This is a genomic window from Streptomyces sp. NPDC005752, from assembly GCF_040630715.1.
GTDB lineage: Bacteria > Actinomycetota > Actinomycetes > Streptomycetales > Streptomycetaceae > Streptomyces.
In genome coordinates this window covers 207,841-234,386 of the sequence record NZ_JBEXYB010000001.1, presented here as the reverse complement: position 1 = coordinate 234,386, position 26,546 = coordinate 207,841, and the positions used below count along the sequence as shown (strand labels likewise).

The window sequence follows — 26,546 nt, the reverse complement described above, 5'->3', positions numbered from 1 at the left end:
GCCGGACAGCCATTGCCGCAATCCGGGACACTCTTCGCATCCTGTGGTGTGCCCGGGGAAAGGACGCGATGCCATGTCGGAGGCTGCATCCACTCGAGTCGCCCTGGCGAAGAACACAACATCGAGAAAGACGACAAGAAGACATTCGAGCGCCACGGGCACCACGGCGCTGCTCCCCTCGCTCGCCCCGCTGCTCCACGAGTGGGTTCCCCGGCAGCGGTGGTTCGCCGGCAAGGGGCAGCCCGTCACCGGATTCTCGCTCGTCGCGGCGACGGAGATACTGCCCCTGGACACCACGGGCACGGGTCCCGGGCTGCTGCATCTGCTCGTCCGGGTCCACCAGCCGAGCGGACGGCCCGCACAGTCGCAGGGCGACTGCTACCAGCTCCTGCTCGGTGTGCGCACCGCACTGCCCCAGCGGCTGGCCGGCGCGCGCATCGGCCTGGTCACCGAGGGACCGCTGGCCGGCCGCACCCTGTACGAGGGCCTGCACGACCCGCGCGTCGCCGATCTCCTGCTGGAGCGGCTCCGTGATCCCGGTTCCCTCGGCCCACTCCGCTTCGACCGCGCGAAGCCCGTCCCGCCCGGTCTCACCCCGCGCTTCCTGGACACCGAGCAGTCCAACTCCTCGCTCGTCTACGGGGACGCACTCATCCTGAAGATCTTCCGCAGGGTCTTCCCCGGCACCAACCCCGATCTCGAACTGCCGCTCGCGCTCGGCCGCGAGGGCTGCGGCCGGGTCCCGGCACCGGTGGCGTGGTTCGAGGCGACGACGAGCCCGGAGCCGCTGACGCTCGGCGTGCTGCAGCCCTTCCTGCACGGCGCGCAGGACGGGTGGCAACTCGCGCTCGCCGCCCTGGCCGAGGGGCGGGACTTCGTCACCGAGGCCCACGCGCTCGGCAGGGCGACGGCCGAGGTGCACACGGCGCTCGCCGCCGCGCTGCCGACGCCCTCCCTGGCCCACGACCGCACCAGGGACCTGGTGGCCGGGATGGTGGAGCGGCTGGAGGCGACGGCCCAGGCGGTCCCGGCACTCGTCCCCTACGTGCCCGGGCTGCGGACCGCCTTCGACGCCGTCGCGGCGCTCGGGGACACGGGGCACGGCTGGGCGGCCCAGCGCGTGCACGGCGATCTGCACCTGGGCCAGACCCTGCGGGGGGAGGACGGCTTCTGGTCGCTGATCGACTTCGAGGGAGAGCCCGCCAAGCCGCTGCCCGAGCGCCGCAGCCCGCAGCCGACGGTGCGCGACGTCGCGGGGATGCTGCGGTCCTTCGACTACGCGGCCCGCTCGCACCACCCGTGGAACCCCGAATGGGCGGCCCGCTGCCGTGCCGCGTACTGCGAGGGCTACGCCGGCGCGGCGGGCTCCGACCCGCGGGCCCAACCGGAACTGCTGCGTGCCCACGAGACCGACAAGGCGGTGTACGAGGTCCTGTACGAGGCCCGGCACCGTCCCGACTGGCTGCCCGTCCCGATGGCCGCCATCCAGCGCCTGGCCGCCACGCCCGCGTGACCTCCGCTTCCCACCACTCACCTCCCGAGGAGGCTGTCTCCGTGACCGCCCGCAAGCCGTCCCGCAAGCCGTCCGAACCCATCGAGGTCCCGCCCACGGCAAAGCCGGTGGCCACGGAGGTCACCGCCGCCGCGCCGCCCGCCACCGCTCCCGTCACCGCCGCCGCGGACGTGGAGGCACCTGCCGAGTCCGCCCCGCCACCCCCCGCCAAGCGCACCCGGGCCAAGCGTTCCACTGCGGCGGCCGGCTCCACGCCCCGCCCGCGCCGCGGCGGGGGCAGCAGGAACGTGCTGCCCGCCACCGCCCTGGACGACGCGGACCGGGGGCGGCTGCTCGCCGGTGAGCACCACGACCCGCACGGTGTCCTGGGCGCGCACCCGGCCTCGGGCGGTGTGCTCTTCCGGACGCTGCGCCCGCACGCGCGCTCCGTCGCGGTGGTGGTCAAGGGCAAGCAGGCCGAACTGCAGAGCGACGGCGACGGCTTCTTCTCCGGGGTCCTGCCGCTGCCGGCCGTGCCTGAGGAGTACCGGCTGCGGGTCGGCTACGACGACAACACGATCGAGGTCGAGGACCCGTACCGCTTCCTGCCGGCCATCGGCGAACTCGACCTGCATCTGATCGGCGAGGGCCGGCACGAGGAGCTGTGGAAGGCGCTCGGCTCCCAGCCGATGGAGCACCAGGGTGTCGCGGGCACCCGGTTCACCGTGTGGGCGCCGAACGCGCGCGGGGTCCGCGTGGCGGGCGACTTCGACTACTGGGACGGCACGGCCTCCCCCATGCGCTCGCTCGGCTCCACCGGCGTGTGGGAACTGTTCCTCCCCGGCGTCGGTGAGGGCGCCGTCTACAAGTACGACATCAGCAGGCCCGACGGCTCGCACACCCTGCGCGCCGACCCGATGGCCCGCAGCACCGAGGTGCCTCCGGCGACCGCCTCGGTGGTCACCGCGTCGCACCACGAGTGGCAGGACGAGGACTGGATGAGCCACCGGGGCGACCGCCCGGTCCACGAGGCCCCGTTCTCCGTCTACGAGGTCCACCTGCCGTCCTGGCGGCCGGGCCTCAGCTACCGCCAGCTCGCCTCCCAGCTCCCCGCCTACGTACGGGAACTCAGCTTCACCCACGTGGAGTTGATGCCGGTCTCGGAGCACCCCTTCGGCGGCTCCTGGGGCTACCAGGTCACCGGTTTCTACGCGCCGACGTCCCGCATGGGCACACCCGACGACTTCCGCTTCCTCGTCGACGCGCTGCACGCGGCGGGGATCGGCGTCCTCATGGACTGGGTGCCGGCGCACTTCCCCCGCGACGACTGGGCGCTCGCCGAGTTCGACGGCCGCCCGCTGTACGAGCACTCCGACCCGAACCGGGCGGCGCACCCGGACTGGGGAACCCTGGAGTTCGACTACGGCCGCAAGGAGGTCCGCAACTTCCTGGTCTCCAACGCCACGTACTGGTGCGAGGAGTTCCACATCGACGGGCTGCGGGTCGACGCCGTCGCCTCGATGCTCTACCTCGACTACTCGCGCGAGGACGGCCAGTGGTCGCCGAACGAGTTCGGGGGCCGGGAGAACCTGGACGCGGTGGCCTTCCTCCAGGAGATGAACGCGACGGTCTACCGGCGCAACCCCGGTGTCGTCACGATGGCCGAGGAGTCCACGGCCTGGGACGGCGTCACCCGCGCCACGGACTCCGGCGGCCTCGGCTTCGGCCTGAAGTGGAACATGGGCTGGATGCACGACTCCCTGGTGTACATGTCCAAGGAGCCCGTCCACCGCAAGTACCACCACAACGAGATGACCTTCTCGATGGTGTACGCGTACAGCGAGAACTACGTGCTGCCGATCTCGCACGACGAGGTGGTGCACGGCAAGCAGGCCCTGGTCAGCAAGATGCCGGGCGACTGGTGGCAGCGGCGCGCGAACCACCGGGCCTACCTGGGCTTCATGTGGGCGCATCCCGGCAAACAACTCCTCTTCATGGGCCAGGAGTTCGCGCAGGGGGCCGAGTGGTCCGAGGGCCACGGCCCGGACTGGTGGCTGCTCGACGAAACGTACGAGGCCTCCGGCGACCACCGGGGCGTACGCAACCTGGTCACCGACCTCAACGGGGTCTACAACGCGCTGCCCGCGCTCTGGCAGCGGGACACCGACCCCGGGGGCTTCGACTGGATCGACGGCGGTGCGGCGGAGGACAACGCGTTCTCGTTCGTGCGGTACGACGCGGACGGCTCACCGCTGATCGCCGTCTCCCACTTCTCCCCCGTGGTGCGACAGGACTACCGCATCGGCGTACCGGACGGGCCGCAAGCGTGGGTGGAGGTCATCAACACGGATGCGGAGCGCTACGGCGGCGGTGACGTGCGCAACGAGGAGCCGCTGAAGCCGGAGGCGGTGGCGGCCCACGGCAGGGACACCAGCATCACGCTGACGCTCCCGCCACTGGCGACGGTCTGGCTGCGGCCGGCCTGAGCTGACGGGGCACGGAAGAGGGGCGGCGCACCTGGAGGTCCAGGTGCGCCGCCCCTCGCCGGTGCCGGTGCGCCGCCCTCTGCCTGCTCAGTCGTGCCGGGGGCGCCAGCGCCTGGATTCCCGTACGGCACTCAGGGCGGCCAGAGCTGCGACCGACACCGCCAGAGCGCACACCACAGCCACCGTGGCGCTCAGCATCTGAGGTGGCAGCACCCCGTTCCTCGGCGGTGTCGTGTAGGGAAGGGTCACCCAAACCGCGCTGACCGCACCCAGTGCGGCCGCGGCACACAGGGGCGCTGCGAGGGTCCAGAGGGCCACGGTCACGTACACCCGCCGACTGCCGGTCACCACGGACACCGGTGCGATGGAACCGGCGAAGCGGAGGACCTCGGCGAGGCAGTTCAACGCGGCGGCCAACGCCACGAGCCCCACCCCCGCGATACCCAGAAGCGTCACCCAGCGCAGCTGGGAGGAGAGCAGGGCCGCCCCTCCGATCCATCCCTGGCCCACACTCTCGACGAGGGCCCCGGGGCCCAGTGCGGCAAGGGCCTCCTGCTTGAGCCGTCCCAGCGGGAGGGCCTCCCCCTGTGGGGAGTACACGATGAGCACGTTTCCCTGACGGGCGGCAAGGGGACCGCGGCTCACGCCGACCTGTGCAACGGAAGCCGGCAGCAGAGCGCGGAGGGCGGGCGTGGATTCCGAGAGCGGGGCGGCTCCTGTGCTCCTGCCGGCCGGACACTTCAGGCCCAGGCCCCGCAGGGCGCTGCAGTCTCCGCGGACCGTGACCTCCTGCCGGACCTCGACGGGGCCGTTCGGCCCCTCCCTCACCTCGCCCGCCCCGTTCGCCAGACCGAGCGTCGAGTCGACCACCGCCACCTCGGCGCCGGACGGCAGTCTTTCGGACCACGGGCCGGTCCTGCCCTCGGCACCGTGCGGTACCTGGACGGTGAGAATGCTGTGTCCGAAACGTTCCCGCATCGCCAGCGCCCCCTGGACGGAGGCACTGTGCATGCTCGGATACACCTGCACCACGCTCAGCAGCCCCACAGCGATGACCACGCCCGCGACGAGCCGTGAGAGGTAGCCGGGGCGCCCTTGCGTCCATCGGCCCGCGAGCAGCGTCCCCGCCAGCCCACGACGGCGTCCGAACGCGGTCACACCCCGGCCGGCGGCGGACAGCAGCAGTGCGATGGCCGCGGGCAGGGTGGCCAAGGCTCCGACCGTGCCGAGCAGAGACACGAGTACGACGGTCTGGGTGGCTCCTTGTGTCGCGAACGCCGTGGGTGACCAACTCAGTATTCCGAGGAACACGGGGCACAGCCCGGCTCCGACCTTCACCAGCCGCCCCCGGCTCGCGGCGCGTGGTCTGGTGGACCGGCCGGGCCCTGTCCATCGATGCATCAGAATGTTCAGGGCTGCCAGTATCAGGGGTGCTGCGATCAATGCGCCGACCAACTGCCAGGCGTGGGCACGCATGTCGGAAGCGGCCAGCACATAGCCGACGAACGGAATCCTCATATCTGTGACCAGAACCGCCCCCAGGGCGGTAGCGGTCAGCGCGACACCGAGCAGCAGAGCCGGAGCTGCCTCCCCCGTGCTCAGCAAAGCCAGTTGCCGACGTGAACCGCCGAGCGCGCCGAGGAGCGCGGTACGCCGGTCACGGCCTGCGGCCCCCAACCGGGTGGCCACCACGGCGAACAGACCGGCGGGCAGGCCGAGCATGGCGATCAGGAGGCTGAGGAAGACGGAGAAGGGGCGCACCGTGGCCAGGTCACCGAAGCCGCCCGCGTCCGGGGAGCCGAAGCCGGTGGCGAGCATGGCATGTTCGACGGTGAGTGATCCGTCCGCCGGCCGCGCATAGGCGTAACGCTCGCCAGGACTCGCCAGCCCTTCCGGAGCGATGCTCCCCACGACGCGCCCGTACCGGTCACCGACCCCGTCGGCGGCGAGAGAAGGGGACAACACCGCCTCGCCCGCGCCAGGCCAGCGGGACATACCCGGCGGCAGCGGAGCGTCAGGGCGCACGGGCTCGACGAAGACGACCTCGACCTGCCGGTCGTGAACGTCGTCCAGGTACATCTGCAGCCGCAGAGGCGCCTCGTCCGGAGTCTGGCCCTCGTGCAGACGCAGCACAGGCGTGCGGGCCGCCCCGCGTTCCGTCCTCTTCTCATACGTGGCCCAGGTGGCGGCCACTGATACGAAGGTCACGGCCAGCACGGCCGTGGCGATCGTCAGGGCCACGAAGCGGATACGCCCGTCGGACGAGCCGATTCCGGCGGCGCGCCCCATCCGCAGCAGCTGGCTGCTGAGCGACCTCCCGGCTCTCATCAGGCCCCTCGCGGGAAGGATGCCGCCTGGGCGACGAGTCGCCCTTCGTGGAGAGCGAACCGGCTGTCGGCGCGGCCAGCGACGGACTCGTCGTGCGTCACGACCAGCACCGCGCACCCCCACCGCTCGGGAAGGGAGAACAACAACTCGGCCACCGCCTCACGATTCCGCGTGTCCAACGACCCCGTGGGCTCGTCGGCCAGGAGCAGAGCGGGCCGGTTCACAAGGGCTCGGGCCACGGCCGCCCGCTGCCTCTCCCCGCCGGACAGCTCCGCGGTCGGAGTTCCCTCCACCGGTACGCCGAGGTCGGTGAGCAGCTGACGCGCACGGCCGAAGGCTTCGGCCCGTTTCACCCCGGCCAGGAGCGCGGCCATCGCGACATTCTCCACGGGCGTGAGCTCGGGCAACAGCTCGCCGAACTGGAACACCATGCCAATGGTGTCCCGCCGGTGCCGGGCCAGATTGCGCGGCTTGAGCGCGGCCAGGTCCTTGCCGGCTATGCGGACTTCACCTCGGTCGTACCGGATCAACCCCAGCAGACAGTTGAGCAGCGTGCTCTTGCCCGTCCCGCTGGGCCCGGTGACGGCCAGCGACCGACCGGCAGGAAGAGTGAGGTCCACCCCGTCGAGCAGAGCTCTCCCGGCTACAGAATAGTGGAGGTCCCGCACGTCGAGCACGGAGTTCACTTGCATCACACGGTCTCTCTCAGCCGGTCGGTCATCAGCACGTGACCGGATCACGGACTGAGTAGATCTGACAGGACCCCGCCGCGGCGGATCCAGTCAGCACACGTTTGTCAGTGGCTCATGGCCACGTATACAGAGCAGTCATCCGGCTGGGCTATCTGGGATTCGCAGATCTTCGCCTTGATGACCCAGCTTCCGGTGCCCGAGTACGCCTCGGTGCCGCTGCCTTGCTTGTTCCACACGTTCCGCAAGGTGCCGGAGCTCGCCGACCGATAGTACGAGCTGTAAACCGGGTTGGAGTCCGAAGTGCTGTCCCAGGCACCCACCTTGGCGCTCGACGTAGAATTGTCGTACACGCGAGCCTGCCCTGTGCCGGAGAGGGTCGCCGTCTGGTAAGCGAGAGCCGGTGCAGCTCCGACAAGCACGATGACTCCAAGTGCAGACATGGCCACTGCAATTCTTCGCTTGGTCATGAGAACTGTCCCCTTTTGAAAGGTTGATGGGCGTCGAAGGCCACATGCTAGCGGGGACTTGATCAACATCCGACTTCTCTTCACAAGCGAATCACGCGCCTCCGGGTCCGGCCGGGACACAAGGGGACGTTGCCCTCAACTCGTCCCGTTCGATCGCGACTTCTACAGCACACAGATCCACATGACCCATGGGGCAGGAAAGGGCACCACCCCCGACGCGCCCACTCATCCCGCACTCGAGCGCCCGGCTGCTCGCGCGGAAGCGCGCTTCCTCCGGGGAACGTGACCGACCGGCAGCCCACTCAAGCCCGCCCCAGAGCAGTCCGCCAAGTCGCTCGGTTGCGGACCGGTACAAGGGTCGCCACCCTCACGTACACCATTTGCTCGCCCCAAGAGGGCGTCACCACGTCCGCCACCGACCCTACTTGAGCTTGTACGAGCAGGGCTTGCCCTTCTCGCCGCCCTTGAACTCGACGACCTTTCTGCCGTCGACGGTGATCGAGCATCCTGCCGAGACCAGCCTGCCGTCGGCGGTGGTCGTGTTGCCGGGGGTGACGATCACCAGCCGGCCGACCTTGCTCTCCGCTCCCCGTGGGGCGATGGTGGCCGTCTTCGTCCACGGCAGCTCCACCTCGGTGAAGTCCGAGTCGTCGAGGGTGTACATGACGTTGCTCTTCCCCGTCCCCTCGACCTTGATCGTCACCTCGTGCGCTTCACCCTCTTCGGCCGTGCCTTCGCCGGTGTCCTCCGGCTTCGCGGATTCCGGGGCATTGGCGCCTTGCCCCTTGCGCTCGTCGGCCTGCGTCTCCTCGCCACCCCCGCAGCCCGTCAGCAGGGCGGCCGCCAGCACGAAGGCCGTCGCGGTGAGTGTCCTGCGCATTGCTTCCCCCATGATCGGTGTATCCCCCGGCGCCTCGACAGGCTCCGGGCACGGAAAGCCTAGCCAGGCACACCGACAGGCGCCCCTGCGGGCTCGGCCGGGGCGCAGGACTGTCGACGCGGAGGCGCGGTCAGGGTGCTCGCATCAGGTTGCGCATACTGCCCACCAGCGCGTGGATATCGCGCTCGCCCGGCAGTTCGGCCGCTGCCTCCACCAGGGCGGTCGTTCCGGCCTGGGTACCGGCGCGGCAGGGGCGGCAGAGGCCGTCCGGAAGGGCTTCGGCCGGACCGGGGCGGCCGCATTCGGCGCACTCCACCCGAAGCGGGCGGCGTACGGCTGACGCGGCAGGTCCAGCGGCGGGGGCGACAGCGGGCAGGCAGGGCGGGAGCTTGTCGGTGAGGCGGCGGCGTACGAAGCCGACGGGCGAGCCGATCAGCGACGGGATCCCCGAGGTGAGGGCCTGCGTGAGGTAATCGGCGTCCACCCCACGGGCGAACCACTCGGAGGCAAGCTGCTCCAACGCCGTGCAGTCCCCGGCGGACAGGGCGAGTCGGGGCTCGATACGGCCGACCCGGGCCAGGGCGAGATACGCGGGCGAGGGAGCGGCGCTGTCGGGGGTCGGGGCGGCGGACGTCCTCTGCTGCGGTACGGCGGGGGTGGCGGGCGTCTCCTGCGGCGTGGGCGTCGGCGGAGCGACAGGAGCGTCTGCGGCCCCGGACGTCTCCCCGGCCAGGTGGGAGGCCCACCACTCGTTGTCGCGGGCGCGGCGGGACCAGTAGGTGCGCGTCACCCAGCGGCTCTGGCCGAGCGTCTCGACGCGGCAGCGTACGTGACGGAGATGCCCGGCGACCGCGAGTGCGCGCAGGGCGGTGCCGATGGCCATCTGGCCGTACAGCGGCAGGTCCTTGGCGAGCGACTTGATGTCCATGGCCGCACCCTCGGGAAGGTGGTCGACGTACCCGGCGACGTACCGCTCACGCTCGGGGAGGAAGGCGAAGTCGGCTGCCTGGGCCGGAGGTTGATCCCGTACGGAGCGCTTGCCGTAGCCGGTGCGGGCCTGGCGGTACGAGCGCGAGGGTGCGGGCGCGGAAGGGGCGGAGCTAAGGTGCTGGGTAGCCACGAGATCGTCCTTCTGGGTGCTCGATCTTGGGTCAGACCCCGGCTGGTGCGTCCAACACCGTGCCGGGGTCATTTCGTTGTGGGCACCGTAAGCACCCGCGACTCTGCGCCGCAAGCCGGTCACGATTAGTCATACTTGCTGGCCGTGACGGGGTAGGGAGGGTGGATCGGTTTCCCCAAACCCCTTTACTTACCTGCCGAATGAACAACATCGCTCGAATCCCGGCCCCCGGACCCCGGCCCCCGAATCCCGAAGCTCAAGCGCCGGGCCCGAAGCCTCGCGCATACCCACGAATGGGTGACGGGACCTCATCCGATGCTCGAACCTCGGGCCCCGAGACCCGGGTTCCGAGACCTGAGCTTCGGAGAGGGCTACGGCCTGCCGCCTCCGCGCAGCGATGAGAGCGCCAGCCGCCCGTAACGCGTCGCGAGAGCACCGGCGGTCACGACCACGGAGATCCCGAGCGCAACGAGCAGGTGACTGACGGATTCGTCGCCGACAACCTGAAGCACGCCGAGGGAGGTCCGAGCGGCAGGCAGCACGTACCGGTCGGCGATCTGCCCGGGACAGGGCGCCGTCCGTCCGCCGCCTGGGCCCGGAGTCGACGCCGGGCTGCGGTGTAGAACAAGTAGTACACTCACGTCATGGGCGACAACAGGGAAGTCCCGCTTCGCGAGCTGAACCAACAGACCTCGCGCGTCATGGCCCGTGTCCAGGCCGGCGAGACGGTGACCATCACCAAGGACGGCGTGCCCATAGGGGACATCGTTCCCCGGGGGTCCCGCCTGGGCCGGCTCTCCTATCCCTTCCGCACCGACCCGATGGGCCGACTGGATCTTCCCGATCTGGGCGGCCCAGCACTCACCGACGACGAGATCGACGCGACGCTGATGGGTATGGGCGCGATCGATGACTGACAGTCCGGTCGCGATCGCCGACACAAACGCCCTGTACCGGCTGTTCACTCCCAAGGACCCCGGCCATCCGGCGCACAGGGACGCGCTCGCCTCCGTGGGGCACCTCGTGGTGTCGCCGATGGTCCTCACCGAACTGGACTATCTGCTCACCTCACGGGTCGGCGCCCGCGCCTCCATGAACGCACTCGACTTCGTCGCGGGCCAAGTGGAGGCCAGGCGCTTCGAAGTCCCTGAAGTGACCCCGCACCTGCGCGGCGCCATGGCAGTCATGCGGGGATACGAGGATGCCGACAACGGCCGAGGGGTCGGGCTGGCCGACGCGATGAACGTGGTGCTCGCCGCAGCTTTCCAGACCGCAGACCTCTTCACCTCCGACCGCCACTTCCCGATAATGCGTCCGCTCACCGGCCATCCGGCTTTCCGGCTGCTGCCTGGCGACCTGTGAGCGCACGGCCGTCAGACCGCCGCCGGGAGCACGTCCTCAAGCTCCTGGAGCAGGCGGCGCTTCGGGCGGGCGCCCACCATCGACTTCACCGGTTCGCCGTCCTGGAACACCATCAGGGTCGGCATCGACAGCACGGCGTAACGGCTGGTGATACCCGGGTTGTGGTCCACGTCGATCTGCACCACCTTGACCCGGCCGGCCTCCTCCTTCGCGATGGCGCTCAGCACCGGGGCGAGCTGGCGGCACGGACCGCACCAGTCGGCCGTGAACTCGACCAGCACCGGAACACCTCCTCTCAGGACCTCCGCGTCGAACGTCGCGTCCGTCACCTCGGCGACACCATCCGCATGGATCACTTCTCGTCCTCCCAGTTCAGTTCGCACCGTGGTTCGGGGCCTCCGGGCAGTTCGGCCGAAGCCTCCAGTTCGGCGCGGGCCAGTTGCGCGCCCACCTCCGCCCGGACTCCCCGCAACTGTCCGATGAGCGAGTCCAGTTCACTGATCTTGCGCCGGTAGACAGCCAGTGACGCCGGGCAGGCGTCGCCCGCCGGGTGGCCGGCGCGCAGGCAGTCGACGAAGGGACGGGTCTCCTCCAGGTCGAATCCGAAGTCCTGAAGGGTCCGGATCTGCTGGATCTGCCGCAGGTCGTCCTCGTCGTACGTCCGATAGCCGTTCTCCGCGCGGCGCGCGTGCAGGAGGCCCCGTGACTCGTAGTACCGCAGCGTCCGTGTCGTCGTACCGGCGCGTTCGGCCAGTTCCCCGATTCGCATACAGCGACCGTAATCCTTGACGTCGGCGTCAAGGCAAGTCAGGACGCGGCACCGCGTCCGGCGGGACGAAGCCGAGAGCGCCCCGTACGCACGTGTCGGCGACGACGACGGTGGTGTCGCCCCCGAGGCGGGGCGCAGGCAGGGCCGCGTCCAAGCCTGCGCCCGGCGCGCACGCGGCAGTCAGAGCGGCTTGGGCGGTCTCCGCCAGATTCCCGTGCATCCCGCTCCTCGGCAGCACGGGTAGGGAACGCGTGTCGCACTCGTGTGCTCACAGTGGAACGGCAGTCTGCCATGACGAACGCGGCCGGTACGGGGGTTCCCGTACCGGCCGCACTCACCTGCCTGTTTCCCTAGACCTTCGCGAGGGAGGGCTTCTCCTCGCCGTCCTCCCGGGCGTCCGGGACGTGCGGCTCGCCGCCGTGGGCGTCGTCCGTCATCGTCTGCTCGTCGAACGGGAGGGCGCCGGAGAGGACCTGGTCCACCCGCTCCCGGTCGATCTCCTTGGTCCAGGTGCCGACCAGCACCGTGGCGACCGCGTTGCCCGCGAAGTTCGTCAGGGCGCGGGCCTCGCTCATGAAGCGGTCGATGCCGACGATCAGGCCGACTCCGTCGACCAGTTCCGGGCGGTGCGACTGCAGGCCGCCCGCGAGGGTGGCCAGACCGGCGCCGGTGACGCCCGCAGCGCCCTTCGAGGCGATCACCATGAAGACCAGCAGGGAGATCTGCTCACCGATGGTCAGCGGGTCGCCGGTGGCGTTCGCGATGAACAGTGAGGCCATCGTGAGGTAGATCGCGGTGCCGTCGAGGTTGAAGGAGTAGCCGGTCGGCACGGTGATGCCGACGACGGGCTTGCTGACGCCCATGTGCTCCATCTTCGCGATCAGCCGCGGCAGGGCCGACTCGGACGAGGAGGTGGAGAGGATCAGCAGGAACTCACGGCCCAGGTACTTCAGCAGGGTGAAGATGTTGACCCCGGCCACCAGACGCAGGATCGCACCGAGGATCAGGAACACGAAGAGCGCACAGGTGACGTAGAAGCCGATCATGATGATCGCGAGGGACTTCAGCGCGTCCACGCCGGTCTCGCCGACCACCGCCGCCATCGCGCCGAACGCGCCGACCGGGGCCGCCCACATGATCATGGCGAGGATGCGGAAGACGAGGCGCTGGATGTGCCCGATGCCGCGCAGGATCGGCTCACCGGCCGAGCCCATGGCCTGCAGCGCGAAGCCCGCGAGGAGGGCGATCAGCAGGGTCTGCAGGACCTCGCCCTCGGTGAAGGACGACACCATGGTGGTGGGGATGATGCCGAGCAGGAACTCGACGGTGGACTCGCTGTCACCCGCCTGCGCCTCGCCCGCGGCGCGGGCCGCGTCGGTGAGGTGGAGGCTGGAGCCGGGCTCCAGCAGGTTGCCGACGACCAGGCCGATCGCCAGGGCAACGGTCGACATCACCAGGAAGTAGCCGAGGGCCAGGCCGCCGACGGCGCCGACCTTGGCGGCCTTCCGTACGGAGCCGACCCCCAGCACGATGGTGCAGAAGATGATCGGCGAGATCATCATCTTGATGAGGTTGACGAAGCCTGTGCCGATCGGCTTCAGCTCCACGGCGAAGTCGGGAACCACCAGGCCCACCGTGATGCCAAGCACCACGGCGGCGATCACGGCAATGTAGAGATAGTGGGTGCGGTCCCGTCGTGCGGCTTTCTCTGCCACGGGGGTCTCCTCGGGTATACGGCGGCTCCCCGTCCCTGGGGGCCCCGGTGACTATTCACTTCCCTGTGACGGCCGTCACCCTTGCGTTCATATAGTTCACAGATGCTTTCGAGCCACCTTGGGCCGGGTCTCCCCGCCAGGCAGACTGGGGAGCATGCGCCTGCCCCGAACCCTCCCCCGCAGCCTGGCCGGCCAGCTGTTCGCGATGCAGGCCCTGCTCGTGGCGGCGGTCGTGGCCGGGTGTGCCTTCTTCGCCTACGCCTCCGGGCGGTCCCAGGCAGAGGAGACCGCGGCCCGTCAGGTGAGGGCCGCCGCCCTCGCCATGGCCGGATCGCCGTCGGTGCGGGAGGCCATCCGTACCCCGGACCCGTCCGCCGTACTCCAGCCGTACGCGGAGCAGGTCCGCGAGGACACCGGGATCGCCTTCGTGACCATCATGAATCCGGACGGGGTCCGCTGGACCCATCCCGACCCCGGCCAGATCGGCCGGAGCTTCATCGGGCACACCGAGCGCGCCCTGCTCGGCGAGACGTTCGAGGAGACCTACACAGGCACGCTCGGCCCCTCGATACGGGTCGTCACCCCCGTGCGGGACGGGGACAGGATCGTCGGCCTGGTCAGCGCGGGCATCACCGTCGAGCGGGTGTCCACCCAGGTACGTGAGCAGCTCGGCGCCCTGGGGACGGCGGCGGGGGCCGCCCTGGCGCTGGGCGGGCTGGGGACGTACGTGATCAACGCGCGGCTGCGGCGGCACACGCACGGGATGAACGCGGGCGAGCTGAGCCGGATGCACACCTATCACGAGGCCACGCTGCACGCGGTCCGCGAGGGGCTGCTCATGCTGGACGGGCAGCGCCGGGTCGCCCTGATCAACGACGCGGGCCGGGAGCTGCTGGGGCTGGCGCCGGGGGCGGTCGGGCGCCGGGTCGACGAGCTCGCGCTGCCGGCATCGCTGACGGGGGCGCTCCTGGCCTCCGAGCCGCGGGTGGACGAGGTCCACCTGACGTCGGACCGGGTCATCGTCGTCAACACCAGCCCGGTGGTCGGTGGCGAACGGCGCGGCACGGTCGTGACGCTGCGGGACCACACGGAGCTGCAGGCGCTCTCCGGTGAGCTCGACTCGGAGCGCGGCTTCACCCAGGCGCTGCGCTCACAGGCGCACGAGGCGGCGAACCGGCTGCACACCGTGGTGTCGCTGATCGAGCTGGGCCGGGTCGAGGAGGCGGTGGACTTCGCGACGGCGGAGCTGGAGCTGGCCCAGGTGCTCACCGACCGGGTCGTGGACGCGGTCGCCGAGCCGGTGCTCGCCGCGCTACTGCTCGGCAAGGCGGCGCAGGCCAACGAGCGCGGCGTGGAACTGGTGCTCACCGAGGACAGCCGGATCGACGACGGGGCCCTGCCGCACTCCCTGGCGCCGCGCGACCTGGTGACCATCCTCGGCAACCTGATCGACAACGCGGCGGACGCCGCCTCGGAGCCGGTGACGGGCGAAGCGGACGGGTCCCCGCCCGCGCAGCGGACCTCGGCACGGGCCCTGGTCACGGTGACCGCGCGGACGGAGTCCGGTGAGCTGCTGCTGCGGGTGGCGGACACCGGTGCCGGGATCGGCCCGGCCGACGCGGACGAGGTGTTCCGGCGCGGCTGGACGACCCACGGCACGGGGCGCGGCCTCGGCCTGGCGCTCGTGCGGCAGGCGGTCCACCGCAACGGCGGGACTGTGACGCTGGGCCGGGCCGCGGGCGGCGGGGCGGAGTTCACGGTGCGGCTGCCCGCGGCCGGCCGTACGGCGAGGACGGAGGTGGCCGCACCGTGATCAGGGTGCTGGTCGTGGAGGACGATCCGGTGGCCGCGGACGCCCATCAGCTGTACGTGGGCCGGGTGCCGGGCTTCGAGGTCGCGGCCGTCGCCCACTCCAGGGCGGAGGCGGTACGGGCGCTGGAGCGGACGGAGGTCGACCTGCTGCTGCTCGACCTCTACCTGCCCGACGGACACGGTCTGCAGCTGCTGCGCTCGCTCCGGGCGGCGGGGCACGGCGCGGACGTCATCGCGGTGACGTCGGCGCGCGATCTGACGGTGGTGCGGGAAGGCGTGTCGCTCGGAGTGGTGCAGTACGTGCTGAAGCCGTTCACGTATCCCACGCTGAGGGACCGGCTCGTGCGGTACGCCGAATTCCGGGGGGCCGCCGGTGAGGCGAGCGGCCAGGAGGAGGTGGACCGGGCGCTGGGCGCGCTTCGGGTCGCCGACCCGGCCACGCTGCCGAAGGGGCTGAGCGGCCCGACGCTGGAGGCGGTGACACGGGCTCTGAGGGAGGCGCCGGAGGGGGTGACGGCGGCGGGCGCCGGTGAGGAGCTGGGCATCTCCCGGATCACCGCCCGACGCTATCTGGAGCACCTGGTGACGGGGGGCCGGGCGGTGCGGCGGCCGAGCTACGGTCAGGTCGGCCGGCCCGAGCTGCATTACCACTGGGTGGCTGAAACACGCTGATGGTGCCCGCCACCGGGAGAGGGCCCTTCCTAGGAGGATCGTACGAAGGGTCAACTGTGAGGAACAGCCTGTAGCCAGGGCGTTCCCGGGCTTCTACGGTGGGGCCGTGCACCCCACCCCGCCCTTCAACGCCCCCGCCGCGCGCCGACTCCGCGAGGCCCTGGGAATGGCTCCCGGACATGTTGCGTACGGGCTCGGCGCCCAGTACGGACTGCGGATCACGGCCGAGACGGTGATGGCCTGGGAACGCGGCACGGCTCTTCCCGGTGAGCGCGAACTGATGGCGCTGGCCGGTGTGCTGTGGTGCGCGCCGGGCGAACTGCTGGCCGTCGCGAGCACCTTGCGCGAGCACCGGCTTTCCCGGGACATCGCGGTGGACGAACTGGCACGCTCGCTCGGGATGACGGGCGCCGCGTACCAGCGGATCGAGGAGTCCGGCCGCTGGCGCGGCAACGAGCGCCAGGCGGTGGCGCTCTGCGACGCGCTGGACATGTCGGCGGCGCAGTTCCTGACCGCGACCGGCCGCAACGAGGAGCTGGCGGACCTGCTGGCCAAGGCGGTCACGACCCGTTGGCAGGCGTACGTCAAACCGGTGGACAAGCTCGTGCCGCTGGACCGCGTCCTGGTCCAGGACGTGCTGGAGCAGCTGCACACCGACTACCAGGCCCTGATGGTGTCGACGCTGAGCTGGAACACCACGGGGCGGGACCGGGCGGGGACGGCGGGCGAGGCGGGGCGGGAGTTCCTGGACCGGGTGGTCCAGGAGTTCTGGCGCACGGCCGGGATCTGAGCGAGGCGGACGGCAGCGGTCCCCGAGGTCGACGAGGGACGGCAGCGGCCCCCGACGTCCGCGAAGGACGGCAGGGGCCGCGCGTAGGTTCGGGCCGGCTCAGAAGACCGACTCGGCCTCGTACATCCGGTCGCTGGGAACCGTCTTCAGGCGGGTCACGGCGTCCGCCAGCGGGGCCATCACGATCTCGGTGCCGCGCAGCGACGTCATCCGGCCGAAGTCACCGCGGTGCACGGCCTCCACGGCGTTCCACCCGAAGCGCGTCGCGAGCACCCGGTCGTAGGCGGTCGGCGTGCCGCCGCGCTGCACATGGCCCAGGATGACCGGCCGGGCCTCCTTGCCCAGGCGCAGCTCCAGCTCGGCGGCGAGCCGGTTGCCGATGCCCTGGAAGCGCTCGTGCCCGAACTGGTCGATCTCTCCCTTGGCGTACGGCATGGAGCCCTCGGCCGGGTGCGCCCCCTCGGCCACGCAGATGACGGCGAACTTCTTGCCCCGCGCGAAGCGTTCCTCGACCATCTTGACCAGGTCGTCGATCTGGAAGGGCCGCTCCGGCAGGCAGATGCCGTGGGCACCGCCGGCCATGCCGGACTCCAGCGCGATCCAGCCCGCGTGGCGGCCCATGACCTCGACGACCATGACCCGCTGGTGCGACTCGGCGGTGGTCTTCAGCCGGTCTATGGCCTCGGTCGCGACGCCCACGGCGGTGTCGAAGCCGAAGGTGCGGTCGGTGGCGGAGATGTCGTTGTCGATGGTCTTCGGGACGCCGACGACGGGCATGCCGGCGTCGGACAGCATGCGGGCCGCGGTGAGGGTGCCTTCGCCGCCGATCGGGATCAGCGCGTCGATGCCGTAACGGAGTGAGAGTTCCGCGCAGTTCTCGGCGGCCTCGCGCAGCCGGTCGCGCTCCAGCCGCGCCGAGCCGAGGATCGTGCCGCCGCGGGCCAGGATGCCGCTGACCGCGTTCAGGTCGAGGGGCCGGAAGTGGCCGTCGAGCAGACCCTTGAAGCCGTCCTCGAAGCCGATGACCTCGTCGCCGTGGCCCACCACGGCGCGGTGCACGACCGACCGGATCACAGCGTTCAGACCTGGGCAGTCGCCGCCTGCGGTGAGAATTCCGATGCGCATCCTGCTCTGTCTCCTGCTCCCTAGTGCCATGGATTCCGGGGACCGTCGAGAAACCCCCGTACCGTGAGCCACGACGATTGTCCCACGCCCGGCCGGACCCCGGCGCTCGCGGCCACTCGGCGGGGCCCGATCGGAGTGCCCGGCGGCCCCCGCCGGGGCACGGTGCCCGGTGGGCGGCCCACCTGCCCCGGTAGGTATCGTCAAAGGGGCAATACAAGCCAAACAGGACGGGAGACCACGCGTGGCGCGCAGCGTGTACGTGACCGGGATCGACCGGGGAGACGGCCGCCAGGTCGTCGATCTGGGAGTCATGGAGCTACTGACGCGTCAGGTGGACCGGGTCGGCGTCTTCCGGCCTCTGGTCCATGACGGACCCGACCGGCTGTTCGAGCTGCTGCGGGCCCGCTACCGGCTCTCGCAGAGCGCGGAGACGGTCTTCGGCCTGGACTACCAGGAGGCCTCCGCCGTCCAGGCGGAGAAGGGCACCGACGAGCTGGTCTCCCTGCTCGTCGAGCGGTTCCACCGGGTGGCCCGGGACTACGAGGTGGTGCTGGTCCTCGGCAGTGACTTCGCCGCCACCCAGCTCCCCGACGAGCTCGCCCTGAACGCGAGGCTCGCCAACGAGTTCGGCGCCTCGGTGATCGCGGTGGTCGGCGGCAAGGGCCAGGACGCCGGGTCCGTCCGGGCCGAGACGCGCAACGCGTACCGGGCCTACGCCGGTCTCGGCTGCGACGTCCTGGCGATGGTCGTCAACCGGGTGGCGTCCGCGGACCGCTCCGACATCGCCGAGCGGCTGGGCGCGCAGCTCCCGGTGCTCTGTTCCGTACTGCCCGACGACCCGGCGCTCTCCGCGCCCACCGTCGCCCAGATCACCACCGCGCTGGGCGGAACGGTTCTGCTCGGCGACGACTCCGGTCTGGCCAGGGACGCGCTGGACTTCGTGTTCGGCGGCGCCATGCTGCCGAACCTCCTGAAGGCCCTGACCCCCGGCTGCATGGTCGTCACCCCCGGCGACCGTGCCGACCTGGTCGTCGGTTCGCTCGCCGCGCACAGCGCCGGCACACCGCCCATCGCGGGCGTCCTGCTGACCCTGAACGAGCGCCCCGGCGAGGAGATACTGCGGCTGGCGGCCCGCCTCGCACCGGGCACCCCGGTCGTCGCGGTGACCGGCGGCTCCTTCCCCACGGCGGCCGAACTCTTCGCCCTTGAGGGCAAGTTGAATGCGGCGACGCCCCGCAAGGCGGAGACCGCACTCGGTCTCTTCGAGCGTCACGTGGACACCGGCGCCCTGCTGGAGCGGATCTCCGTGGCCCGCAGCGGCCGGGTCACCCCGATGATGTTCGAGCACGAACTCCTGGAACAGGCCCGCTCCGTCCGGCGACGGGTCGTCCTGCCCGAAGGCACCGAGGAGCGCGTCCTGCGCGCGGCCGACGTGCTGCTCCGCCGCGACGTCTGCGACCTGACCCTGCTCGGGGACACCGACGTCATCCGCAAGAAGGCGGCCGACCTGGGCATCGACCTCGCCGAGACCCAGATCGTGGATCCGCAGACCTCCGAGCTGCGCCAGCGCTTCGCCGAGCGGTACGCCGTACTGCGCGCACACCGCGGGGTGACGGTGGAGCTGGCGTACGACGTCGTCTCGGACGTCAACTACTTCGGCACGCTGATGGTCCAGGAGGGCCTGGCCGACGGCATGGTCTCCGGCTCGGTCCACTCCACGGCGGCGACGATCCGGCCGGCGTTCGAGATCATCAAGACCAAGCCCGAGGCCTCGATCGTCTCCTCGGTGTTCTTCATGTGCCTCGCCGACAAGGTCCTGGTCTACGGCGACTGTGCGGTGAACCCGGACCCGGACGCGGAGCAGCTGGCGGACATCGCGGTGCAGTCGGCGGTCACCGCCGCCCGCTTCGGTGTGGACCCGCGGATCGCGATGCTCTCGTACTCGACGGGCACCTCGGGCTCGGGCGCCGACGTCGACAAGGTGCGGGAGGCGACGGAGCGGGTACGCGCCTCACGGCCGGACCTGAGCATCGAGGGCCCGATCCAGTACGACGCGGCGGTCGAGCCGTCCGTCGCCGCGACCAAGCTGCCGGCCTCGGAGGTGGCGGGCCGGGCGACCGTGCTGATCTTCCCCGACCTCAACACCGGCAACAACACCTACAAGGCGGTCCAGCGCTCGGCGGGCGCGGTCGCGGTCGGCCCGGTCCTGCAGGGACTGCGCAAGCCGGTCAACGACCTGTCCCGCGGCGCGCTGGTGCAGGACATCGTCAACACGGTGGCCATCACCGCGATCCAGGCGCAGGGCGGGGAATGACCGCCATGACCACCGACCCGACCAGTGAGGGCTCCCGCTCCATGACTGACGCCTCGACCGACGCCCACCGCGTACTCGTGCTCAATTCCGGCTCCTCGTCGGTGAAGTACCAGCTGCTGGACATGCGTGACCGGTCTCGGCTGGCCACCGGCCTCGTCGAGCGGATCGGCGAGTCCTCCTCCCGTCTGGTGCACACACCCCTGAAGGGCGGGGAGCCCCGCGAGCGCACCGGCAGGATCGCCGACCACGAGGAGGCGCTGAAGGCCGCGGCCGAGGAGCTGGCGGCCGACGGGCTCGGACTGGACTCCCCCGAGCTGGCGGCGATCGGCCACCGGGTGGTGCACGGCGGACTGAGGTTCAGCGAGCCCACGGTGATCACCGACGAGGTGCTGAGGGAGATCGAGCGGCTCGTCCCCGTGGCGCCGCTGCACAACCCGGCGAACATCACCGGGATCCGAACGGCACAGGCGCTGCGCCCGGACCTTCGGCAGGTCGCGGTCTTCGACACGGCGTTCCACACGACGATGCCGGAGCACGCCGCCCGGTACGCGATCGACGTGGAGACCGCCGACGCGCACCGCATCCGACGCTACGGCTTCCACGGCACCTCGCACGCGTACGTCTCACGCAGGACGGCCGAGCTGCTGGGCCGGCCCGTGGCCGAGCTGAACATGATCGTGCTGCACCTGGGCAACGGCGCCTCGGCCTCCGCGGTGGCGGGCGGCCGGTGCGTGGAGACGTCCATGGGGCTGACCCCCTTGGAGGGGCTGGTCATGGGTACGCGTTCGGGAGACATCGACCCGGCCGTCACCTTCCACCTGCAGCGGGTGGCGGGGATGTCGACGGACGAGATCGACGTCCTGCTGAACAAGAGGAGCGGCCTGGTCGGCCTCTGCGGCGACAACGACATGCGGGAGATCCGCCGCCGGGTGGACGAGGGCGACGAACGCGCCACGCTCGCGTTCGACGTCTACATCCACCGCCTGAAGAAGTACGTCGGCGCCTATTCGGCGGTCCTCGGCCGGGTGGACGCCGTGGTGTTCACGGCGGGGGTCGGGGAGAACTCGGCCCCGGTGCGGGAGGCTGCGCTCGCGGGGATGGAGGGCTTCGGCCTGGCCGTGGACGCGGACCGCAACGCCGTACGGTCCGGCGAACCGCGGCTGATCTCGCCCGACGGCGCGCGGGTGGCGGTCGCCGTCGTACCTACGGACGAGGAGTTGGAGATCGCCGGTCAGACCTTCGACCTGGTCCACAACTGAGCGGGCCCGCGCCCCTTTGTATCTTCCACCAGACGGAATATTCCGCAGTGAAACAAACCGATAGGATCCGCCTCATGCGCCGTTCCAAAATCGTCTGCACCCTCGGTCCCGCCGTCGACTCCCATGAGCAGCTCGTCGCTCTGATCGAGGCCGGCATGAGCGTGGCCCGTTTCAACTTCAGTCACGGCTCCCACGAGGAGCACCAAGGACGTTACGACCGCGTCCGCAAGGCCGCCGCCGAGACCGGCCGTGCGGTCGGCGTGCTCGCCGACCTCCAGGGCCCCAAGATCCGCCTGGGGAAGTTCGCCGAGGGCCCCGTCGAGCTGGTCCGGGGGGACGAGTTCGTCATCACCTCCGAGGACGTCGCCGGCGACAGGTCGATCTGCGGCACCACCTACAAGGGGCTGCCGGGCGACGTCGCCAAGGGCGACCCGATCCTGATCAACGACGGCAACGTCGAGCTGAAGGTCGTCTCGGTCGACGGTCCCCGGGTCACCACCATCGTCATCGAGGGCGGTGTCATCTCCGACCACAAGGGGATCAACCTCCCCGGTGCGGCGGTCAACGTCCCCGCGCTGTCCGAGAAGGACGTCGAGGACCTGCGCTTCGCCCTGCGGATGGGCTGCGACATGGTCGCGCTGTCCTTCGTCCGGGACGCCGAGGACGTCAAGGACGTGCACAAGGTGATGGACGAGGAGGGCCGCCGTGTCCCCGTCATCGCCAAGGTCGAGAAGCCGCAGGCCGTCGAGCACATGGAGGGCGTCGTCGCCGCCTTCGACGCCGTGATGGTCGCCCGCGGTGACCTCGCCGTCGAGTATCCGCTCGAGAAGGTCCCGATGGTGCAGAAGCGCCTCATCGAGCTGTGCCGCCGCAACGCCAAGCCGGTGATCGTGGCGACCCAGATGATGGAGTCGATGATCACCAACTCCCGCCCGACCCGCGCCGAGGCGTCCGACGTCGCCAACGCGATCCTGGACGGCGCGGACGCGGTCATGCTGTCGGCGGAGTCCTCGGTCGGCGCGTACCCGATCGAGACGGTCAAGACGATGTCGAAGATCGTCGTCGCCGCCGAGGAGGAGCTCCTGTCCAAGGGCCTCCAGCCGCTGGTGCCGGGCAAGAAGCCCCGCACGCAGGGCGGTTCGGTGGCGCGGGCGGCCTGCGAGATCGCGGACTTCCTGGACGGCAAGGCGCTGGTGGCCTTCACCAAGTCCGGTGACACCGCCCGCCGCCTCTCCCGCTACCGCGTGGCTCAGCCGATCCTGGCCTTCACCACGGAGGAGGCGACCCGCAACCAGCTCGCGCTGAGCTGGGGTGTCGAGTCCTACGTCGTCCCGCACGTGGACAACACGGACGCCATGGTCGACCTGGTGGACGCGGAGCTGCTGAAGCTGAACCGCTACAGCGACGGCGACACGATGGTCATCACGGCCGGCTCGCCCCCCGGCGTCCCCGGCACGACCAACATGGTCCGGGTGCACCACCTGAGCGGCGAGCGCGCCTGAGGATTCATCCGCACGGCTGTGGCCCGCGTTCCGGTACGTGACCGGACGCGGGCCACAGCCGTTCGGAGCCGCCCGGAGCGGCGGCCGGACCGGGCTGCCGGAATCCCACGGTTCGGGGGGCCTGTGCTCCGGCGCCGGACCAGGTTGACACCGAGTAACCGGCGCGAGGGAGGAGACGGGCCGATGGGCCGGTCCACGGAGTTCACGTTCGGTGTCCCCTGGGTCATGAGTTTCTTCCACCGGGACTGGGCACCGGACGCATCCACGGAAGCGGATGCTGTGGCCGGTCAGTTCGTGGAGGAACTGGAGCCGGAAGCCGTGCTGCTGGTACGCCGTGACGCCCGCCTCCTCCACGACGCGCTGCCCGCCGACCGTGTCACCGTGCTGTGGGAGGGCTGCGTGGAGGGCGGGGAGCGCTTCTTCCACCGTGGCCGCCTCACGGACGGTGCCGCGTGGACGCGGCAATTGACCGGGGTGTGCGACACGTGGCTCGCCCGCCGCCCGGCCCCCGTGACGCTCTCCGGGGCGGACCGGTACGACGGCCCGGAGCTGGCCGGCCGGGTCCGGGCGGCCGTCGAGGAGTTCGACGGCGTGCTCGAAGGGGAGATGGTCCGGGCACTCACCGAGTGCGTGGACCGGTGTACGCCTGATCTCGCCTTCCGGCTGCTGCTGCGCGCCCTGCCCGTCAGGAGTGACGCGCTGTCGCCGCAGTACCTGCGCCTGTCGACGGAGCGGTACGCGCGGCTGGCGGAGCTGGGCACGGCGTTCCGGTACGGGGAGTACGTCGTGGGCGACGTCGGGCATCTCGTGGACGCGTAGCCCATGCCTGCGTGTCGCGCCCACGGTGGCCGCCACTGCGGCCTGACACGACTGCGGGCCGCCCCTCTCGGTGAGAGGGACGGCCCGCGGTGCTGTGCGGCTCCCGAACGGGGCTGTGGGGTCTAGCTGTTGCCGCCGGTGAAGTAGTTCTGCAGGCCGGGCACCTTGAGCGAGCCGCCGAACTGGCCGGCCTGCTTCACCGTGGCGTCGGTGAAGAAGGCGAAGGGCACGTTCAGCGGCGGCGGGGACTGCGGGCTGAAGGTGATCGGGATGATGCCGAAGAGGTTGCCCTTCAGCTCCTCCGTGTACATCGTCACCGTGCCGTTGCGGATGGTGGACGTGGAACCGCCCTCCGCCTTGACATGACCGGAGGTGCCCGCTGGGCCCTTCGTCAGCTGGTGCAGGTCCTTGATGTCGATGGTGTCGGCCGTGAACTTGAGCACCTTCTTGATGCTGCCGTTGTACGTCTTCACCTCGACGATGCCCTGGTAGTCGAGCCCGGTGAGCGTGAGCTTCGAGGTCTCCAGGATCCACGGGTCGTCCGGGAGCAGCGGGATACCCTGTTCCAGGTCGGCCGCGGCGAGAGCCTCCGGGTCGGCTGTCGGGCAGGGGAAGCGCTCCTTGGCGCCGTCCGGGATGGCCTCGTCCTTGACCGGGTCGAGACCCTTGACGTCGTCGTCGAGCTCCTCGATGTCCTCGCCCGCCTTCTCGGCCGCCTCACGAATGGCATCGGTGGTCTTGTCGACCGTGTCCTTCGCCTCGTCCGTGGCCTTCTCCACCGGCTTGGTGGTGTCGGCGCTCTTCGACGGTTCCGGGCTCTCGGTGGTGGCGCTGGGGGACGGCGAGGCCGTCTCCTTGTCCGGTCCGTCGAAGATGTCCTTGAGCGCGTCACCGACACCCAGCGGGTCGAGCGGGTTCTTCGACTCGGTGGGCGTGGGCGTGGCCGACGGGGCGGTCTTGTCCTCGGGGGTCCCCTCGGGCGCGTCCTCCCCCGCACTCTCGCTCGCGGACGGCGTCGGCGTCGCGGCGTCGTCGTCCTTGCCGGATTCGTCCGTGCCGGAGTCGTCCTTGCCCGCCTCGTCGGACGGCGTGGCGCTCGGGGTCGGCTTCGCCTCGGGCTTCTCCGACTCGGCCGGCTCGTCGGAGCGCGTCACGCAGGGGCCGGGGGCGAACGGGATGTCCGAACTGTCGTCGGCCATCGCGAGCTTCGGGGTGAGGCCCATTCCGACGAAGACCGCTGTCGGCATCGCGGCGAGCGCGAACGCCTTCTTGCCCGCGGGCATGTGCAGCTTCGTCAGCAGCGACTTCCTGGGGGCCGCGTGGCGGGGCCCTCTTCGCTCCGGGACGTCGTCCTGCCCGAAGCCGTTCGTCTGACCGTCGTCACCCCGCACGATGCCTCCCGCCGTCGGCCTCGACCGCCCCGTCGAACCGCATCGGCTGCGGCGGGACGGCTGCCGTTCCCTGGAACTCCTGGCCGTGCTCAGGTGCCCGCGCGTCGTCGGCCTCGGAACTCCGGTGCTCGTAGGCCGCGTTCCCGGTGTCCGGGACGCCGCCCTTCGCGTCGCCGGGTACCCAGGCGATGGAGAGGGCTCCGCCGAGGAGGGAGAAGACGAAGCCGACGATGAAGCCGCCGATGTTGGCGACGGGTATGGAGATCAGCGCGAGCAGGATCGCGGCGACACCGGCGAAGACCCTCACGATGTGGTGGAACCACATCGTGAGGCCCAGCGTGACGAGCAGGACCCCGATGATCAGCGATCCGGCACCCGCGGTGGTCGACATCGCGATCGTCATGTTGCCGAGGTGCATGTTGGCGTACGGGAAGTACGCGATGGGTAGACCACCCAGGATGGTGAAAAGGCCCGCCCAGAACGGCCGGTTACCCCGCCAGGTGCGGAATCCCCGCCGGTAGACGGTGAGGTAGTGCTCGTTCTGCCCTGTGGACTCGGGGCTCATGGAAAACAGCTCCCTGGAACCGGTACTGCCGTGAGAAGAGAAGGGGTGGGCGACCGGAGGTCCGCAGGGAACACTCCGGCCACCCGGGCGAGCGCTTAGAAGCACTCCTTGACGCCCTTGTGCAGCTTCAGGCTCAGGTTGCTGAGCTTGAAGGTGCCGGCGGTGGTCGCCCACGCCGTCTGCTCCACGTTGCTCAGCGTCGCCGTCTCGGCGCGCTGCGCGAAGCCGTTCGGGTTGACGGCCTTCTCGGTGCCGGGCTGGATACCGGGCTTGCCCACCGAACCGGCGGCGACGCCGATGTCGATGTTCTCGAAGTACGCGTCCGCGTCGAGCTGGGCCACGTCGAGGTACAGGTTCGTCGCCTCGACAGGCTTCTTCGGGTCGGTACCCGCGTTCAGCTGCAGGCTGACGCTGCCGAGGCCGAAGGGCAGGTTGGGCGTGACCACCGACTGGCACATGTTGGTGATCGTGGCGCTGCTGAAGCCGGAAACGGCAACCGGGTGAGCAGCGTCGTTGCCCTTGAGGTCCTTGCCGACAGCGACACTGCCGTACTGGACGAAGTCCTTACCGACGAGCTTGTCGGTGCTGACCTTGAAACTCTGGCCGGAGACGCTGAACGATGCGGCGAGCGCACCCTGCGCCAGACCGACGCCGACAGCGGCGGTCGCCACGACGCTCGGCACCATGACCAGAGCGAAACGCTTCCATCTGGTACCACCGCGAACCTGCGAACTCATAAATTTCCTCCTTCTCGGACGTACATCTCCGGTACGGGCATCGTGCCCGCCCTGGGATGGGAGAAGTGCTACGTCCTCGGGAAGGAGAGCGCCCGGACCGGAGGCGCGTACCGCATCCGAATCACCGGCGATCACCCCCGAGCGACAACCACTGGCCGCGCGTCTGCGCAACCGGTTTCCGGACAGGCCCTGCCCAGGGGCAGGAACCCCCCTGTCCGCGGTCGGCGCCACTGCCGCCGACCACCCGGT

At 70.5% G+C, this 26,546-nt stretch carries 23 protein-coding genes; 11 read left to right on the top strand and 12 right to left on the bottom strand.

Annotated features, from left to right (window positions below):
* Positions 1–73 precede the first annotated feature (73 nt).
* Positions 74–1,513, top strand: coding sequence for a maltokinase (locus ABZ441_RS01115; RefSeq protein ID WP_358966476.1), 1,440 nt, complete (start codon positions 74–76; stop codon positions 1,511–1,513).
* 41 nt (positions 1,514–1,554) lie between these two features.
* Positions 1,555–3,978: a 1,4-alpha-glucan branching enzyme gene (gene glgB, locus ABZ441_RS01110; RefSeq protein ID WP_358966474.1), complete on the top strand. Its 2,424-nt coding sequence runs from the start codon at positions 1,555–1,557 to the stop codon at positions 3,976–3,978.
* A gap of 87 nt (positions 3,979–4,065) precedes the next feature.
* Here glgB and ABZ441_RS01105 read toward each other — a convergent pair whose 3' ends face one another.
* The 5 genes from ABZ441_RS01105 to ABZ441_RS01085 form a co-directional block, all read right to left on the bottom strand.
* Positions 4,066–6,306 (bottom strand): hypothetical protein, encoded by a 2,241-nt coding sequence (locus ABZ441_RS01105; RefSeq protein WP_358966471.1) that lies wholly within the window; start codon positions 6,304–6,306, stop codon positions 4,066–4,068.
* Positions 6,306–6,998, bottom strand: a complete 693-nt coding sequence (locus ABZ441_RS01100; protein WP_358966468.1) for an ABC transporter ATP-binding protein — start codon at positions 6,996–6,998, stop codon at positions 6,306–6,308. The genes ABZ441_RS01105 and ABZ441_RS01100 overlap by 1 nt, the downstream gene beginning before the upstream one ends.
* A gap of 104 nt (positions 6,999–7,102) precedes the next feature.
* The gene (locus tag ABZ441_RS01095; protein ID WP_358966465.1) at positions 7,103–7,465 is read right to left on the bottom strand and encodes a hypothetical protein; all 363 of its coding nucleotides are present in this window, start codon (positions 7,463–7,465) and stop codon (positions 7,103–7,105) included.
* A gap of 421 nt (positions 7,466–7,886) precedes the next feature.
* Positions 7,887–8,357 (bottom strand): hypothetical protein, encoded by a 471-nt coding sequence (locus ABZ441_RS01090; protein ID WP_358966462.1) that lies wholly within the window; start codon positions 8,355–8,357, stop codon positions 7,887–7,889.
* A gap of 118 nt (positions 8,358–8,475) precedes the next feature.
* Positions 8,476–9,465, bottom strand: coding sequence for a MarR family transcriptional regulator (locus ABZ441_RS01085; RefSeq protein ID WP_358966459.1), 990 nt, complete (start codon positions 9,463–9,465; stop codon positions 8,476–8,478).
* Positions 9,466–10,109: 644 nt separating this feature from the next.
* On the opposite strand from ABZ441_RS01085, the gene ABZ441_RS01080 reads away from it, so the two are divergent.
* Positions 10,110–10,382 carry a type II toxin-antitoxin system prevent-host-death family antitoxin gene (locus ABZ441_RS01080; RefSeq protein WP_358966456.1) on the top strand — a complete coding sequence of 91 codons (273 nt, stop codon included), beginning with the start codon at positions 10,110–10,112 and terminating at the stop codon, positions 10,380–10,382.
* On the top strand, positions 10,375–10,827 hold the full coding sequence (locus ABZ441_RS01075) for a PIN domain-containing protein (RefSeq protein WP_358966454.1): 453 nt from the start codon (positions 10,375–10,377) through the stop codon (positions 10,825–10,827). Before ABZ441_RS01080 ends, ABZ441_RS01075 begins: the two co-directional genes overlap by 8 nt.
* A gap of 11 nt (positions 10,828–10,838) precedes the next feature.
* Here the strand turns inward: ABZ441_RS01075 and trxA are convergent, their stop codons facing one another.
* The 3 genes from trxA to ABZ441_RS01060 form a co-directional block, all read right to left on the bottom strand.
* Positions 10,839–11,183 carry a thioredoxin gene (trxA, locus tag ABZ441_RS01070; protein WP_358966451.1) on the bottom strand — a complete coding sequence of 115 codons (345 nt, stop codon included), beginning with the start codon at positions 11,181–11,183 and terminating at the stop codon, positions 10,839–10,841.
* Positions 11,180–11,596, bottom strand: coding sequence for a MerR family transcriptional regulator (locus ABZ441_RS01065; protein WP_358966449.1), 417 nt, complete (start codon positions 11,594–11,596; stop codon positions 11,180–11,182). The genes trxA and ABZ441_RS01065 overlap by 4 nt, the downstream gene beginning before the upstream one ends.
* Positions 11,597–11,946: 350 nt before the next feature.
* Positions 11,947–13,311, bottom strand: coding sequence for a cation:dicarboxylase symporter family transporter (locus ABZ441_RS01060; protein ID WP_358966446.1), 1,365 nt, complete (start codon positions 13,309–13,311; stop codon positions 11,947–11,949).
* 154 nt (positions 13,312–13,465) lie between these two features.
* On the opposite strand from ABZ441_RS01060, the gene ABZ441_RS01055 reads away from it, so the two are divergent.
* The 3 genes from ABZ441_RS01055 to ABZ441_RS01045 all read left to right on the top strand — a co-directional run bounded on the left by ABZ441_RS01055 (position 13,466) and on the right by ABZ441_RS01045 (position 16,585).
* Positions 13,466–15,124, top strand: coding sequence for a sensor histidine kinase (locus ABZ441_RS01055; protein WP_358966443.1), 1,659 nt, complete (start codon positions 13,466–13,468; stop codon positions 15,122–15,124).
* Positions 15,121–15,795, top strand: coding sequence for a response regulator (locus tag ABZ441_RS01050; protein WP_358966439.1), 675 nt, complete (start codon positions 15,121–15,123; stop codon positions 15,793–15,795). The genes ABZ441_RS01055 and ABZ441_RS01050 overlap by 4 nt, the downstream gene beginning before the upstream one ends.
* 166 nt (positions 15,796–15,961) lie before the next feature.
* Positions 15,962–16,585 carry a helix-turn-helix transcriptional regulator gene (locus ABZ441_RS01045; RefSeq protein ID WP_358966768.1) on the top strand — a complete coding sequence of 208 codons (624 nt, stop codon included), beginning with the start codon at positions 15,962–15,964 and terminating at the stop codon, positions 16,583–16,585.
* A 99-nt stretch (positions 16,586–16,684) separates the two neighbouring features.
* Here the strand turns inward: ABZ441_RS01045 and ABZ441_RS01040 are convergent, their stop codons facing one another.
* Positions 16,685–17,710: an ATP-dependent 6-phosphofructokinase gene (locus ABZ441_RS01040; protein ID WP_205022410.1), complete on the bottom strand. Its 1,026-nt coding sequence runs from the start codon at positions 17,708–17,710 to the stop codon at positions 16,685–16,687.
* Positions 17,711–17,951: 241 nt separating this feature from the next.
* On the opposite strand from ABZ441_RS01040, the gene pta reads away from it, so the two are divergent.
* From pta to ABZ441_RS01020, 4 genes are all read left to right on the top strand, one after another.
* Positions 17,952–20,024 carry a phosphate acetyltransferase gene (gene pta / locus ABZ441_RS01035; RefSeq protein ID WP_358966436.1) on the top strand — a complete coding sequence of 691 codons (2,073 nt, stop codon included), beginning with the start codon at positions 17,952–17,954 and terminating at the stop codon, positions 20,022–20,024.
* A 41-nt stretch (positions 20,025–20,065) separates the two neighbouring features.
* On the top strand, positions 20,066–21,283 hold the full coding sequence (locus ABZ441_RS01030) for an acetate kinase (RefSeq protein ID WP_358966765.1): 1,218 nt from the start codon (positions 20,066–20,068) through the stop codon (positions 21,281–21,283).
* Between the two features lie 74 nt (positions 21,284–21,357).
* The gene (gene pyk / locus ABZ441_RS01025; protein ID WP_358966432.1) at positions 21,358–22,785 is read left to right on the top strand and encodes a pyruvate kinase; all 1,428 of its coding nucleotides are present in this window, start codon (positions 21,358–21,360) and stop codon (positions 22,783–22,785) included.
* Between the two features lie 183 nt (positions 22,786–22,968).
* On the top strand, positions 22,969–23,604 hold the full coding sequence (locus tag ABZ441_RS01020; RefSeq protein WP_358966430.1) for a hypothetical protein: 636 nt from the start codon (positions 22,969–22,971) through the stop codon (positions 23,602–23,604).
* 122 nt (positions 23,605–23,726) lie between these two features.
* On the opposite strand, the gene ABZ441_RS01015 is transcribed toward ABZ441_RS01020, so the two are convergent.
* From ABZ441_RS01015 to ABZ441_RS01005, 3 genes are all read right to left on the bottom strand, one after another.
* A complete protein-coding gene (locus tag ABZ441_RS01015; RefSeq protein ID WP_358966427.1) occupies positions 23,727–24,995 on the bottom strand; it encodes a hypothetical protein in 1,269 nt (422 codons plus the stop codon).
* Positions 24,985–25,560, bottom strand: coding sequence for a DUF6114 domain-containing protein (locus ABZ441_RS01010; RefSeq protein WP_358966425.1), 576 nt, complete (start codon positions 25,558–25,560; stop codon positions 24,985–24,987). The genes ABZ441_RS01015 and ABZ441_RS01010 overlap by 11 nt, the downstream gene beginning before the upstream one ends.
* 95 nt (positions 25,561–25,655) lie before the next feature.
* Positions 25,656–26,297: a DUF6230 family protein gene (locus tag ABZ441_RS01005; RefSeq protein ID WP_358966422.1), complete on the bottom strand. Its 642-nt coding sequence runs from the start codon at positions 26,295–26,297 to the stop codon at positions 25,656–25,658.
* Positions 26,298–26,546 lie beyond the last annotated feature (249 nt).